Here is a 13158-nt window from a genome sequence, read left to right as displayed (position 1 = left end):
GTGTCATCGGGGCAGTGGGGACGGTGTCACGGTGCACCCTAAGCGATAACAAGATTATGGGAGAAGGGTTGTATGGATATTGCTGAACTGCTTGCTTTTAGCGTCAAGCATGAAGCTTCGGACTTACACATTTCGGCCGGTTTGCCACCCATGATTCGGGTGGATGGGGATATCCGCCGGATCAACGTGCCGGCGCTGGATCACAAGATCGTTCATGGCCTGGTCTACGACATCATGAACGACAAGCAGCGAAAGGATTATGAGGAGTTTCTGGAGACCGACTTCTCTTTCGAGATACCGGGGCTGGCCCGTTTTCGTGTCAACGCCTTTAATCAGGATCGTGGCGCCTCCGCAGTGTTCCGTACCATTCCCTCCAAGGTACTGACGCTGGAGGATCTGGGCTGTCCCGAGACCTTCAAGGATATCGTCAACGTGCCCCGGGGATTGGTGCTGGTGACCGGGCCGACCGGTTCGGGTAAATCCACCACCCTGGCGGCGATGATGGATTACAAGAATGACAACGAGTACGCCCATATCCTCACCATTGAGGATCCCATCGAGTTTGTTCACACCAGTAAAAAGTGTCTGATCAACCAGCGCGAAGTGCATCGGGACACCCTGGGCTTCGCCGAGGCGCTGCGCTCGGCACTGCGTGAGGATCCGGACATCATCCTGGTGGGCGAGTTGCGTGACCTGGAGACGATCCGGCTCGCGCTGACCGCGGCCGAGACCGGCCATCTGGTGTTCGGTACCCTGCATACCAGCTCGGCTGCCAAGACCATCGACCGTATTATCGACGTGTTTCCGGCCGGTGAGAAATCCATGGTCCGCTCCATGTTGTCCGAGTCGCTGCGCTCGGTGATCGCCCAGACCCTGCTGAAAAAGGTCGGCGGCGGTCGGACCGCGGCTTGGGAGATCATGGTGGGTACGCCGGCCATCCGTAACCTGATCCGTGAGGATAAGGTGGCGCAGATGTATTCTGCCATCCAGACCGGCCAGGCGCACGGTATGCAGACCCTGGATCAACATCTGCAGGAGCTGGTGAAGAAGGGTGTCATCAGTCGGCTGGATGCACGTTCCAAAGCGATGAACAAAGAGATATTCAGTAGTTAATGCATGCGTGAATCATGGAGCCGATAAAAATTCGGCAGCGAGGAAAAAGTGGACTTTAACGCAATCTTGAACCTGATGGCCCAGAAGAAGGCCTCTGACCTATTCATCACCGCGGGTATGCCACCCTGCATCAAGGTCAATGGTCGTATTATGCCGGTGGCCAAGACCAAGTTTAACGATGTGCAGGCCCGGGAGCTGGTGATGAGTATCATGTCGCCGGCGCAACGGGAAGAGTTTACCCAGACCAACGAGTGTAACTTCGCGGTCAGTTCCAAGGGGGCGGGCCGCTTCCGGGTCAGTGCCTTCGTGCAGCGCGACTCCGTGGGCATGGTGTTACGGCGAATCGAGACCCGTATCCCGGAGATTCAGGATCTGCTGTTGCCGCCTATTCTGAAAGAGCTGGCGCTGGCCAAGCGGGGCATTGTGTTCTTTGTCGGCGCCACCGGCACCGGTAAATCCACCTCCCTGGCCTCCCTGGTGGGATACCGCAATCGCAACAGTTCCGGTCACATCATCACCATTGAAGATCCGGTCGAGTTTATCCATAACCACGACGGCTGCATCATTACCCAGCGGGAAGTGGGCATCGATACGGAGTCCTATGAAGTGGCGCTGCGGAACACCCTGCGCCAGGCGCCGGATGTGATTCTGATTGGTGAGATCCGTACCCGTGAGACCATGGAGCACGCTATCGCGTTTGCCGAGACCGGCCATCTGGTGCTTTCCACCCTGCACGCCAACAATGCCAACCAGGCGCTGGACCGGATGATCAACTTCTTCCCGGAAGATCGCCGGGATCAGGTGTTTATGGACCTGTCGCTGAACCTGCGTGCGGTGATTGCCCAGCAACTGGTGCGACGTCCGGATGGCAAGAGCCGGCGGCCGGTGGTGGAGATCCTGGTCAACACGCCGTTGGCGGCTGATCTGATCCGCAAGGGCGAAGTGCACAAACTGAAAGAGCTGATGAAACGTTCCACCGAACACGGCATGGTGACCTTCGATCAGGCTCTGTACAAGCTCTACACGGATGGCGAAATCACCTACGAGGATGCCATTCTGTATGCCGATTCGGCCAACGAAGTGCGCCTGATGATCAAGCTGGGTGGGGGTGATGCGGAGCGTCATGCCGCCCGGATGAGCACCGTCTCGCTGCTGGACGAGGGCGAGATATAGAGGGAAACTCCGGTCACCCGAGAGCGTCAAGCGAAGTCACCTGCCAGGGGTAATCAGCGGGTTGCCCCTGGCAGGTCTCTTTCTCAGGCAGGGAAGACGGCGCGTGAATCAAACACCGGTCCATCCACACAGACCCGTTTCATTGCCGGGCCCTGATCAGTCTTCACCTCCACTACGCAACCGGCGCAACCACCGACGCCACAGGCCATGAACTCCTCCAGTGACACCTGGCAGGGCAGACTGAATTCGCTTGCCAGCCTGGCCACGCTCTCCAACATCGGGTGGGGGCCGCAGGAGAATATCTCCACCTGGGCCAGTTGCTCTGGGGGTAGTGCCTGCAGCCAGTGCCGGGCCAGATCGGTTACGTAGCCTTCGTGGCAACCGGGAAAACCCTGCAGGCTGGCCAGGCGGCTCGGTATCTGCCAGTCATCCATAAGCGGCATGCTGGCGATTACCCCGTCCGGCATATCGGGTAGCAGCAGGCTGGAAGGTTGGGGTTTGAAGGGGAACGGTACTTCCGAACCCAGGATTACCAGGGGTTTGAAGTTGCGGTTTCCGGCCAGCGTCTGGGCGATAAATACCATCGGCGGCATGCCGACGCCACCACCTATCAGTAGCGGGCGGGAGCGCTCGGGATTGAATCGGAACGGAACGCCGATGGGCCCCAGAACACTGATCTTTTCCCCCGGTTGACGCTGGGCCAGCAGGCGGGTGCCTTCACCCACCGCTTTGTACAGAAACTCCACCCAACCCTGGGTTGCCGATGTGCGCATGATGGAGATGGGTCGGCGCAGGGGTTTGGATCTGTCGCACTGGATATGGGCAAAACTGCCGGGTTGGGCGGACTCTGCGCAACGGGGTGCCTGTAGGCGAAGGATGTATTGATCACCCTCAAACGCCTGGTGGGAGAGAATCTCCCCATCTTCCAGAAATATGGTGTCTCTATGGGGTCTGTTGTCTGTCATGGCTGGCTCAGGCATGGGTTGAATGGTCGGGTTGGAATACCGGGCGGCCCTCAAACAGGGTATGGGTGACCTGGCCCTGGAACTCCCAGCCGATAAACGGGGTGTTGCGTCCGGAACTGGGCATATTTTCCGCCTCCAGTACCCAGTGCGCCCGGGGATCGAAAATGCAGATATCCGCGCTGCTGCCCGGCTGCAAGCGGCCGTAGGGGAGGCCCAGTATATCTGCCGGTCCGCAGGTGACCCGGGCGATCGCCTCGGAGAGACTTAACACTCCCTCGTCCACCAGCCTGAGAGTCAGCGGCAGCAGGGTCTGCAGCCCGGACATGCCGGTGGCGGTGGAGGGGAAGGGTGCCTCCTTGGCATCTGCTTCGAGTGGTTGATGATCCGAGCAGATGGCCCCGATGACGCCCCGGGCGACGGCACTGCGCAGGGCATCCCGATCCGCCAGACTGCGCAGGGGCGGATTCAGGTGGCAGTTGCTGTCAAAGTCCTCGATATCCATTTCGGTCAGATGCAGCTGGTGGGCGGCGACGTTGGCCGATACCTTGAGGCGCTGCTGCTGCGCCTGTTCGATCATGCGCGCCGCGGTGCCGCTGGAGAGCAGGTGGAAATGGATACGGCAGCCGGTGTGCTCGGCCAGCGCCAGATCCCGCGCCACCGCCACCGACTCCGCCGCCTCCGGGATGGCCGGCAGTCCCAGGCGGGCGCTGACCGGTCCTTCGTGGGCATAGCCGTTGTTACGCAGGTGACGATCTTCCGGGCGCAGGATGGCCATAATATCGAATGTCGCGGCATACTCCAGGGCCCGCCGCTCCACCAGGGTGTTGGCGAGCGGTGCGTAGCCGTTGCTCATGGCGACACAACCGGCCCGTTTCAGGGCTACCATCTCGCTCAGGTATTCGCCCGCCAACTGCTGGGTCATGGCGCCGATCGGCAGCAGCCGGGCCCGCGCTGAACGTTTGGCGCGTCGCAACAGCAGGGTGACCACGGCGGGTGTGTCGATGACCGGATCGGTGTCCGGTGGGCAGCAGAGGGTGGTAATGCCGGAGCGGGCGGCCAGGGCCGTCTCGCTGGCAATGGTGGCAATATGCTCCTGGCCCGGTTCCCGCATGCGGGCGCTCAGATCAACCAGCCCGGGACAGACGATCTGGTTGCTGGCATCAATAGTGCGCTGGGGTGTAAATTCTTCCGGCGGCTCGCCGATAGCGGCGATCTTGCCATGCTTGATGAAGATGTCCGTAACCCGGTCGATACCGTTAGCCGGATCAATCAGGCGACCACCGAGGATCTGGGTGCTGTTGGGGTTCTTCATCGTGCGGCTGCTCCCTGGGCCTGGGTGCCCATGGCGATGGACATCACCGCCATGCGCACCGCAATACCGAAACTCACCTGTTGCAGAATCACCGAGCGCGGTCCGTCGGCTACCTGGGAATCCATCTCCACACCGCGGTTGATAGGGCCGGGATGCATGACGATGGCGTCCGGTTTGGCCGCTTTAAGCCGTTTTTCGGTGAGTCCGTAAAGCTGGAAATATTCATGTTCACTGGGTAGCAGGGCGCCGGTCATGCGCTCTTTCTGCAGCCGCAGCATGATCACCACATCCACATCCCGAATACCCTCTTCCAGGTCGTGAAAAACATGCACACCCAGGGTGCGCAGGTCGGCGGGCAGCAGGGTTCGTGGGGCGATCACCCGAACCTCCGATGTGCCCAGGGTATTCAGCGCCAGGATTTGGGAGCGGGCTACCCGGGAGTGGAGGATGTCACCCACGATGGCGACCCGCAATCCAGTGAACTCCTGCTTGTGACGCCGGATGGTGAACATGTCCAGCATCGCCTGGGTGGGGTGGGCGTGCTGTCCGTCACCGGCATTGATGACGCTGATATGGGGGGCCGCGTGGGTGGCGAAAAAGTGTGCCGCCCCGCTGTCTGAATGGCGAATGACAAACATGTCCACATGCATCGCCTCCAGGTTACGCAGGGTGTCCAGCAGGGTCTCGCCCTTCTTGGTGGAGGAGGTGCTGACATTGAGATTGAGCACATCGGCCGAGAGGCGCTTGGCGGCCACCTCAAAGGTGGTGCGGGTGCGGGTGCTGTTTTCAAAAAAGAGATTGCAGATGGTCTTGCCGCGCAGCAGGGGCACCTTCTTGACCACCCGTTCCGACACCCCGGTGAAGGATTCCGCGGTGTCGAGTATCTCGGTCAGCATCTTCCGGTTGAGGCCGTCGATAGTGAGGAAGTGCTTGAGTCTGCCTTGGCTGTCGAGTTGTATATTGGGCTTGCTCACGATGTTTCCCTGGTCTCCTGTTTGGAGGTGCCGATGATCAGCTTGAGGGGGTCCGGCCCGGTCAATGTGATCTGCTGCTCGTTGGTCAGCGGTGGTCGCACACCGACCACGCTGGGCTGAATCGGGAGTTCCCGGCCACTGCGCTCTACCAGCGTGGCCAGGATGATTGAAGCGGGTCTGCCGTAGTCGAATATTTCGTTCATGGCAGCGCGAATGGTCCGGCCGGTCTGCAGCACATCGTCCACCAGGATGATGTGGCGGTCCTCCACTTCAAATGGGATCTGCGAGGGTTTCACCTTGGGATTCATACCGATACGGGTGAAGTCATCCCGGTAAAACGAGATGTCCAGGGTGCCCAGGGGTTGTTGGATAGCCAACTGACTGTGCAACCGTTCCGCCAGCCAGACACCACCGGTATGGATGCCGATCATGACCGGGTCTTTAACTTGCTGCACCTCAAGGCGGGTTTTAAGGGCCTGCACCATCTCCCCGATCAACCCGTCAATCGCTTCGGCCTGCATATAGATTTTATCGTCGTTCACTTAGCCAGGTTTCCAGTATTAGTTTTGCCGCGATGGCGTCCAGTTCTGCGTAATTTTTTATCCTGCGTCCCAGCTCCTGACGGGCCACCTGGGAAGTCAGGCGTTCGTCAGCCATGTGCACCGGCAGGCGGTAACGTCCTTCCAGCTGCCGGGCAAAACGGCGCGCCAGGGGCGCTATTTCCGTCTCGGTGTCATCCATGTCGAATGGCAGGCCGACCACCAGCGCTTCCGGCTGCCATTCATCGATCAGTCGGCTGATCGCCGCCCAGTCAGGTTTCTGCCGGATGGCCCGCAAGGTGGTGAGCGGATTGGCAGTCCCGGTCCCGGTCTGGCCGACGGCGATGCCTATCTTGGCGGTGCCGTAGTCAAAGCCCAGTAGTGTACCCATTTTTGGCAGTCGGTTCAGTGTTGTTGTGCCAGGCCGGCAGCGTCCGATCGATAGTCCATCGGGTGTTGTCCGGGGTCTGGGAAGATGGGTGCGAAACCGTAATCTGAGTGCGGCAGCAGCGCAGCGGTTCCGGCCGGGTTCCTAGGCATGTCCGGCCTCTCCTGACAGCAGGTTGAGGTCGACGCCGAGAGCTTTTGCCGCCGCCTCCCAGCGAGCTTCCGGCGGCAGATCAAACAGCACCTGTTCCGGTGCCGGTCCGTTCAGCCAGGCGTTGGCGCTCATCTCCTGTTCCAGCTGTCCCTCACCCCAGCCGGCGTAGCCAAGGGCGATCAGGGACTTTTCCGGTCCTTCTCCCCGGGCGATGGCAGCCAGGATATCCCGTGAGGTAGTGATGCTGATGGTGGGGGTGATCTGTAGGGTTGAATCCCACTCGGTGCCGCCGGTGTGCAGGACAAAACCACGGTCGGTCTGTACCGGTCCGCCTACATAGATCAGTTGTTCGGCGTCGGGAAGGGGAGTGTCGCTGATCTCCAGCTGTTCCAGAATATCGTTCAGCCGCAGGCCGGATGGACGATTGATCACAATGCCCATGGCCCCCTCTTTACCGTGTTGGCAGAGATAGGTCACGGTATGGTGGAAGTTGGCATCATTCAACCCCGGCATGGCGATCAGGAACTGGTTGGTCAGGGATTCAGGATCGTTCATATCTGCATAGTATCGGTCGCGGGCGGTGGCACCGCAACTGCTGGCGGCTATTTGGAGAAAAGTTGATCGTTGTTACGGAACTGCCAGGTCCGGATGATATCCAGGATATCGGTCTCCTTTCTGATCTCCGCCGGAAATGGGGCGAACGGGGCGGAGAGCTTGACGATACGGATGGCGGCATCATCCAGTAACTTGTGGCCGGATGATTTGCGCACATTGATCGACCGGACACTGCCGTCGGGCCGGATGGCTACATGGAGTACCAGATTGCCATACAGTTTGCGGCGTTTGGCTTCATCCGGATAGTTCAGGTTGCCGACCCGCTCCACTTTGCGTCGCCAGGCGTCCAGGTAGCTGGCGTATTTGTACTCCTGGGTACTTGCCATCAGGGTTTTACGTCGGGGGCGCTTGGCATAGGCCTTGGTTTTCTTGTCCAGTTCGGCGGTCAGCCGGCTGATCTCCTGATTGGTGCTGGCCAGCAGCTGCGCCGCCGTGATCCGTTTCTTTTCCGGTTGTGGCTGCTTTTTCGGTTCAGTCTCTATCTTGCGGCGCTCCGGCTGCTGCTGGGTAAGCACTTTTTTGGGCTGCTTGGCCGCGGCCTGGGCCGCCTGAGGCGGTGTGGGCGCGGTGGTCTGGACCTGTTTAGGTTGCTGCGGTGGTGTCGGTGGCGTCACCTGGGTCTTCGGGCGCACCTTGTCAGGCTGGTTTCCCCCTCCTACCTGGGTAGCCTGGGCGAGGAAATCGGCTTTCTCCAGCGGCTCCTTGGGCGGGCTCTTTTTCGGGTTCTGCACCACCATGATCTCCAGCGTGCGGTCAGGCGTGGGGAGTTTTTCGGGTGTTTCCAGGGTGAAACTGACACCCAGAATTCCTACCGCATGCAGGGTGACTGCTACGAACAGGGTCAGGCCTAAACGGTCGATCGAGGTGACTATGCCGGAACGCTTCATATTTGATCGGCTGCTCAATCCGCCGGTGCTACCCTGAGCGGTGGGCTCAGCTTGATGGTGTGATTGGTATCGGTCAGGGCGACCCGGGTCTGCATCGCCGGGTTCATATGCAGGGTGCCCTCAGTGTCCACCAGCAGTACATAACCGACTCCCATGCGTTGGGCGATCTCATACCAGCGCGAGGGTCCGGCAATGAACAGTGCCGTGGCGGCTGCATCGGCCGTGGTGGCGTCATTATGGATCACGGTGACCGATCGAGTGCCAACCGCGGGATAGCCGGTTCGGGGATCGATTATGTGGTGGTACCGTTTACCCTCCCAGGTGAAATTGCGTTCGTAGTCGCCTGAGGTAAAGATGCTCTCATTTCCCTGGGTCTCGATAACGCCCAGAACGCCTTCGCCACTGGGGTTGCGGATAGCGATGCGCCAGGGCTGGCCATTATGACTGCCGATGGCACGCAGATCGCCGCCCGCATTCAGGATCGTGTTCTGGATACCCAGATCTTTCAGGTGCTCCACTGCCAGGTCGATACCGTAGCCTTTGCCGAAGGCACCGAAATCCAGTTTTACCGCCGGGTTGCTGCTACGCATCCGAATACCGTCAATATGCAGATCACTCATGCTGGGCGCGTCGGCCAGAAACTGGTCGATTGTTGCTTGAGGCGGTGGTCGGTGCCCGGCAGGATCGTTGCTGTGAAATCCCCAGGCATCGATCAGGCGTCCGATGGCCGGATTGAACAGACCGTCGCTTTTCTCCGATAGTTCGGCGCCACGTATGATCAGTGGCAGCACGGAGGGCGGGGCAGAAAATGTCCCGCCGGTCTCCAGCAGTTTGTTGACACGTCCAAGCGGACCCGGATCCCAGGCGTGCCAGGAGCGATGCATGCGTTTGAAGTCATTTTCAATAATATCCGTAGCCGCCTGCGCTTCCTGCTGGGAGACTCCGGCTATGGAGATATCCACCAGGGTGCCAAAAGCGAGAAATTTGCCTTTAAAATCCGGTGGGGATTGGTCGCAGCCCGCCAGGAACAGCAGCAGGGCCAGCCAGGAGAAAATTTTAAGATACTTCATTGCGCCAGTTTCTCTTCAATACAATCCAACAGTTGAGCGCTGATATTGAGTCCGAACTGGCTATCCAGTTCCCTGATGCAGGTTGGACTGGTGACGTTTATTTCGGTGAGATAATCGCCGATCACATCGAGTCCGGCAAATAGTATACCCCGTTGCCTCAGGCTCGGACCCACCTGCAGGGCGATCCAGCGATCCTGCTCTGACAGCGGAATCCCCTGGCCGGTAGCGCCGGCCGCCAGATTGCCCCGGGTTTCACCTGGCTTGGGAATGCGCGCCAGCGCGTAGGGCACCGGCTCTCCGTCCACCATCAGGATACGTTTGTCCCCCTGGCTGATTTCGGGCACAAAACGCTGTGCCATGATCAGTCGCTTGCCCTGGCTTGTCAGGGTCTCGATAATCACGTTGATATTGGGGTCGCCCTGGCGTACCCGGAAGATGGAACTGCCACCCATTCCATCCAGGGGTTTCAATATCATGTCCTTGTGCTGGTCCATGAACTGCAGGATGCGCTCCCGATTGCTGGTCACCAGCGTGGGCGTGCAGCACTGGGGAAACCAGGCAGTAAACAGCTTTTCGTTGCAATCCCGCAGGCTGGCTGGATGGTTTACGGTCAATACACCACGCTCCTCAGCTTTCTCCAGCAGGTAGGTGGTATAGATATAGTCCATGTCAAAAGGGGGGTCTTTACGCATCAGGATGACATCCAGTTCATCCAGAGCGATGGTCTCCTCAGCGACAAAGCGGAACCACTCCAGGGGATTCTCTTCCACTAGCAATGTTCGGACCCGGGCACAGGCACGGTCATTATCCAGGAACAGATCCTGCTGCTCCATGTAACGCACACCCCAACCGCGCCGCTGGGCCTCCAGCAGCATGGCGAATGTGCTGTCCTTTTTTATGTTGATGGACTCAATCGGATCCATCACAACACCGAGAGTAATAGTCATTTTTCAATCATACCGGAGGATGTTCGGTTTGTCGGCGTTCCGGCCGCAACTTTCCATATTCATGGTTGCAGTTAGGGTTATCTGTTGTTATTTTCTCTCAGGTTGTGGTCGTAATAAAGCTCCATTATTAGAAAAAACCAGATTCACACAGTAACCTGATTTTAAAATTCCACCTCCAGGGATCAGGTGTTTGGAAACGGCGAAAATGTGTTGAACGCAGGATCAAGGATCTGGCGTACAGGTTTGGGTCGGGACGTGAGGTGTGTTTATGAGGATGTGGCGATCTCGGTTTAACAGAAGTGGCTTTGCCCGGCTGTCGGGCGTATTCGGTGGAGTGATTATCGGAATTGTGATCTCGTTCTCGGTGAATGGGGCGGAAGAAGATGATTATCTCAGCGCGCTCAAGGCGGAGGCCAGCAAAGTCGGAGTGCCGGCAACCGGTGGCTCAGCGGGCGATCGGCTCTCCCGTGAATCTTTTGAAAATGAGTTGAAAGACAGGTATGCCGGCAGCGCGGTGTTCTACAGCAAGCTGGATGCGGCCAACCAGGAGGAGATATACCAGGAGTATCTCTCCGGCGCGACGATTTCTGAGCTCAGGAAAAAGATCATGGATCGGTTTCTGCACCGCTGATCGAAAAAAATTATAGATATCGCTCAGGTTGCGCGGCTTTCGGACGATATATCTGGGAGTGACAGTGGTGTGCCACTAACGAAGCTACGTCAGATAGCGTTTTTTTATGGGGGTTAGTATGCGGAGACTAATGGTCTTTCTGACCGTTTTTTCTATCCTGTTGACGGCCGGACCCGGGTTTGGGGCAGAAGAAGAGGGCCAGGCCGGCAAGGATGACGTGATACCGTTGTACGAGGGGAAGCCCTATCTGCACGTGATGCATAAAGGTCGTTCGGTAAAGGTGCAGCGGGTCCAGGATCCCGATTTCGAACTGCACGGCTATTACGCCAAGACCAGTCGACACTGTCCGCCGTTCTGTATCGGACCTATGGATGCCGATCCGGCCGTCAAGACGATCGGTGAGGTTGAAGTGTTTAATTTTATGGAGAATCAACTGCGGGATGGCAACGGGCTTTTGATAGACGCGCGGACACCGGAATGGCATGCCAAGGGCACGATCCCGGGATCAATCAATGTCCCGTTTACCGATCTGACAAAAAGCGCTGATGATCCTGAGATGATCGAGGCGCTGCTGCTGTTCGGTGCCAAGCAGCGGGAGTCGGTCGGGGCGATGACCCAAAAGCTGGAAGAGTGGGGCGTCCTGGATGCCAAGTACATGACGGACCAGTGGGATTTCAGCGACTGCAAGGAGTTGGTGCTCTGGTGTAATGGCCCGGCCTGCGGGCAATCTCCCAGAGCAATTCGTGGCCTCCTTGCCGTTGGCTATCCAGCGGAAAAGTTACACTATTATCGTGGCGGAATGCAGGTTTGGCAGCTGTTTGGCCTGACGACGGTGCATTGAGCTGCCCGGCCGGATGCCGGGGCAGGTAGACTTACCCCGGCTCAGAGTTGCTAGCAGTACTGCATCTTCCATATTGAGAGGTTGTATGAATCAGAGGAAGCTGGGCAATGAGTGAAGATGTCGATATCTCCGGTCGGAAGGTGATGGTCGTCGACGACAGCAAGACGATCCGCAGGACTGCTGAGAGTTTGTTGAAAAAGGCCGGGTGTGAGGTATTTACTGCCAATGATGGTTTCGAGGCGTTGTCAGTAATTGCCGATTCGAACCCGGATATTATTTTTGTGGATATTATGATGCCGCGGCTGGATGGTTATCAGACCTGCGCCCTTATCAAACACAACAGCGAGTTCAAGAACACGCCTGTCATCATGCTCTCCTCAAAAGATGGCCTGTTTGATCGAGCTCGCGGACGCATTGTTGGTTCGGAGGAGTACCTGACCAAACCATTTACCAAGGATGAACTGCTTGGGGCTATTCGGAAACATATAGCCCGGGCCGCCTGATGAGCGGCATCTGAAATTGTATCCCATAGCTACAGAGACTAGATTATGAGACGTTTCTTCAAGAAAAACAGCGCAGGACAATCCGATGGAAGCAACGCGGCGGATGTCACCATTCTGATCGTCGATGATTCGCCAACAGAGACACACATCCTTAAAGGGATTGTTGAAAGTGGCGGTTATAAGGTGATTACCGCGTCGGATGGTGAGTCCGGTGTTGCAACGGCTAAAGAAGCAAAACCGGACCTGGTGCTGATGGATGTGGTGATGCCGGGGTTGAATGGGTTTCAGGCGACCCGACAACTCAGCAAGGCACCGGAGACCCAGGATATTCCGGTCATTGTAGTAACCACCAAGGACCAGGAGACAGATCGGGCCTGGGGATTAAGGCAGGGGGCCAAGGAGTACGTGGTCAAACCTGTGGCGGCTGCCGATCTGCTGGCTAAAATCGGAGCCGCTCTGGCGGGCTGATTGAATCGTTATGACAGAAACTACATCGGCCGATCTGCTGCATCTGTTACAGGATATTGAAAACAGAAGTCAACGGAATGCGGCGGGCCTGCCTCAACAGAAGACACAGCAGTACTGGGAAGCGGTGTTGTTCAACATTTCCGGCCTCGGGGTAATGGCCCCGCTTCAGGAGGTCAAGGAAATCCTCAACTATCCGGATGGAGTGACCCGGGTGCCGGGAACCCAGTCGTGGTTGCTCGGTATGGCCAATATCCGTGGCAATCTGTTACCGATTATCGACCTTCAACAGTTCCTCGGCGGCGTGCCGGTGGTTATCGGGCGACGTAGCCGGGTGTTGGTGATCAATCATCAGGGGATCTATGCCGGGCTGCTGGTGGGCGACGTCCAGGGTATGCGGCATTTCCTGGACGAGCAGCGCACCGGTGTGCCGGCTCTGCCGGAACATATCCGGCAATTTGTTCATGGCGCCTATGAGGCCGAGGGAGCTGCCAGACCGGTATTCAGTCTGAATCTTCTGGCAGAAAATACCGAGTTCAGAGTGGCATCACTCTAGAGCTTGCAAAGATGAATTTTTAAGCG

General features: G+C 58.0%; 16 protein-coding genes. 7 read left to right on the top strand and 9 right to left on the bottom strand.

Annotated features, from left to right (window positions below; genetic code table 11):
- Positions 1-72 precede the first annotated feature (72 nt).
- Entirely contained in the window at positions 73-1113 is a 1041-nt protein-coding gene (locus AAY24_RS09800; RefSeq protein ID WP_046859533.1) for a type IV pilus twitching motility protein PilT, read from the top strand.
- A gap of 48 nt (positions 1114-1161) precedes the next feature.
- A complete protein-coding gene (locus tag AAY24_RS09795; protein WP_046859532.1) occupies positions 1162-2286 on the top strand; it encodes a PilT/PilU family type 4a pilus ATPase in 1125 nt (374 codons plus the stop codon).
- A gap of 83 nt (positions 2287-2369) precedes the next feature.
- On the opposite strand, the gene AAY24_RS09790 is transcribed toward AAY24_RS09795, so the two are convergent.
- The 9 genes from AAY24_RS09790 to gshB all read right to left on the bottom strand — a co-directional run bounded on the left by AAY24_RS09790 (position 2370) and on the right by gshB (position 10136).
- The gene (locus AAY24_RS09790) at positions 2370-3251 is read right to left on the bottom strand and encodes a dihydroorotate dehydrogenase electron transfer subunit (protein WP_046861183.1); all 882 of its coding nucleotides are present in this window, start codon (positions 3249-3251) and stop codon (positions 2370-2372) included.
- 7 nt (positions 3252-3258) lie between these two features.
- On the bottom strand, positions 3259-4563 hold the full coding sequence (locus AAY24_RS09785; RefSeq protein ID WP_046859531.1) for a dihydroorotase: 1305 nt from the start codon (positions 4561-4563) through the stop codon (positions 3259-3261).
- Positions 4560-5537 (bottom strand): aspartate carbamoyltransferase catalytic subunit, encoded by a 978-nt coding sequence (locus AAY24_RS09780; RefSeq protein ID WP_046859530.1) that lies wholly within the window; start codon positions 5535-5537, stop codon positions 4560-4562. Before AAY24_RS09780 ends, AAY24_RS09785 begins: the two co-directional genes overlap by 4 nt.
- Positions 5534-6058: a bifunctional pyr operon transcriptional regulator/uracil phosphoribosyltransferase PyrR gene (gene pyrR / locus AAY24_RS09775; RefSeq protein ID WP_046861182.1), complete on the bottom strand. Its 525-nt coding sequence runs from the start codon at positions 6056-6058 to the stop codon at positions 5534-5536. The genes AAY24_RS09780 and pyrR overlap by 4 nt, the downstream gene beginning before the upstream one ends.
- 7 nt (positions 6059-6065) lie before the next feature.
- Positions 6066-6467 (bottom strand): Holliday junction resolvase RuvX, encoded by a 402-nt coding sequence (ruvX, locus tag AAY24_RS09770; RefSeq protein WP_046859529.1) that lies wholly within the window; start codon positions 6465-6467, stop codon positions 6066-6068.
- A gap of 141 nt (positions 6468-6608) precedes the next feature.
- Entirely contained in the window at positions 6609-7172 is a 564-nt protein-coding gene (locus tag AAY24_RS09765) for a YqgE/AlgH family protein (protein WP_046859528.1), read from the bottom strand.
- Positions 7173-7219: 47 nt separating this feature from the next.
- Positions 7220-8119 carry an energy transducer TonB gene (locus tag AAY24_RS09760; RefSeq protein WP_046859527.1) on the bottom strand — a complete coding sequence of 300 codons (900 nt, stop codon included), beginning with the start codon at positions 8117-8119 and terminating at the stop codon, positions 7220-7222.
- A 14-nt stretch (positions 8120-8133) separates the two neighbouring features.
- Positions 8134-9189 carry an FAD:protein FMN transferase gene (locus AAY24_RS09755; protein WP_046859526.1) on the bottom strand — a complete coding sequence of 352 codons (1056 nt, stop codon included), beginning with the start codon at positions 9187-9189 and terminating at the stop codon, positions 8134-8136.
- The gene (gshB, locus tag AAY24_RS09750) at positions 9186-10136 is read right to left on the bottom strand and encodes a glutathione synthase (RefSeq protein WP_046859525.1); all 951 of its coding nucleotides are present in this window, start codon (positions 10134-10136) and stop codon (positions 9186-9188) included. The genes AAY24_RS09755 and gshB overlap by 4 nt, the downstream gene beginning before the upstream one ends.
- Before the next feature lie 274 nt (positions 10137-10410).
- Here gshB and AAY24_RS09745 point away from each other — a divergent pair, with 274 nt between their 5' ends.
- From AAY24_RS09745 to AAY24_RS09725, 5 genes are all read left to right on the top strand, one after another.
- Positions 10411-10767, top strand: a complete 357-nt coding sequence (locus tag AAY24_RS09745; protein WP_046859524.1) for a hypothetical protein — start codon at positions 10411-10413, stop codon at positions 10765-10767.
- 130 nt (positions 10768-10897) lie between these two features.
- Positions 10898-11608, top strand: a complete 711-nt coding sequence (locus AAY24_RS09740) for a rhodanese-like domain-containing protein (protein ID WP_046859523.1) — start codon at positions 10898-10900, stop codon at positions 11606-11608.
- 107 nt (positions 11609-11715) lie between these two features.
- Positions 11716-12111: a twitching motility response regulator PilG gene (gene pilG / locus AAY24_RS09735; RefSeq protein WP_046859522.1), complete on the top strand. Its 396-nt coding sequence runs from the start codon at positions 11716-11718 to the stop codon at positions 12109-12111.
- A gap of 45 nt (positions 12112-12156) precedes the next feature.
- Positions 12157-12579, top strand: a complete 423-nt coding sequence (locus AAY24_RS09730; protein WP_082117105.1) for a response regulator — start codon at positions 12157-12159, stop codon at positions 12577-12579.
- Positions 12580-12589: 10 nt separating this feature from the next.
- Positions 12590-13132, top strand: coding sequence for a chemotaxis protein CheW (locus AAY24_RS09725; RefSeq protein ID WP_046859521.1), 543 nt, complete (start codon positions 12590-12592; stop codon positions 13130-13132).
- Positions 13133-13158 lie beyond the last annotated feature (26 nt).

The sequence above is a fragment of the Sedimenticola thiotaurini genome (genome assembly GCF_001007875.1).
GTDB lineage: Bacteria > Pseudomonadota > Gammaproteobacteria > Chromatiales > Chromatiaceae > Sedimenticola > Sedimenticola thiotaurini.
Note: the sequence above shows the minus strand (reverse complement) of the source record. Positions and strands in the feature narration are given on the sequence as shown.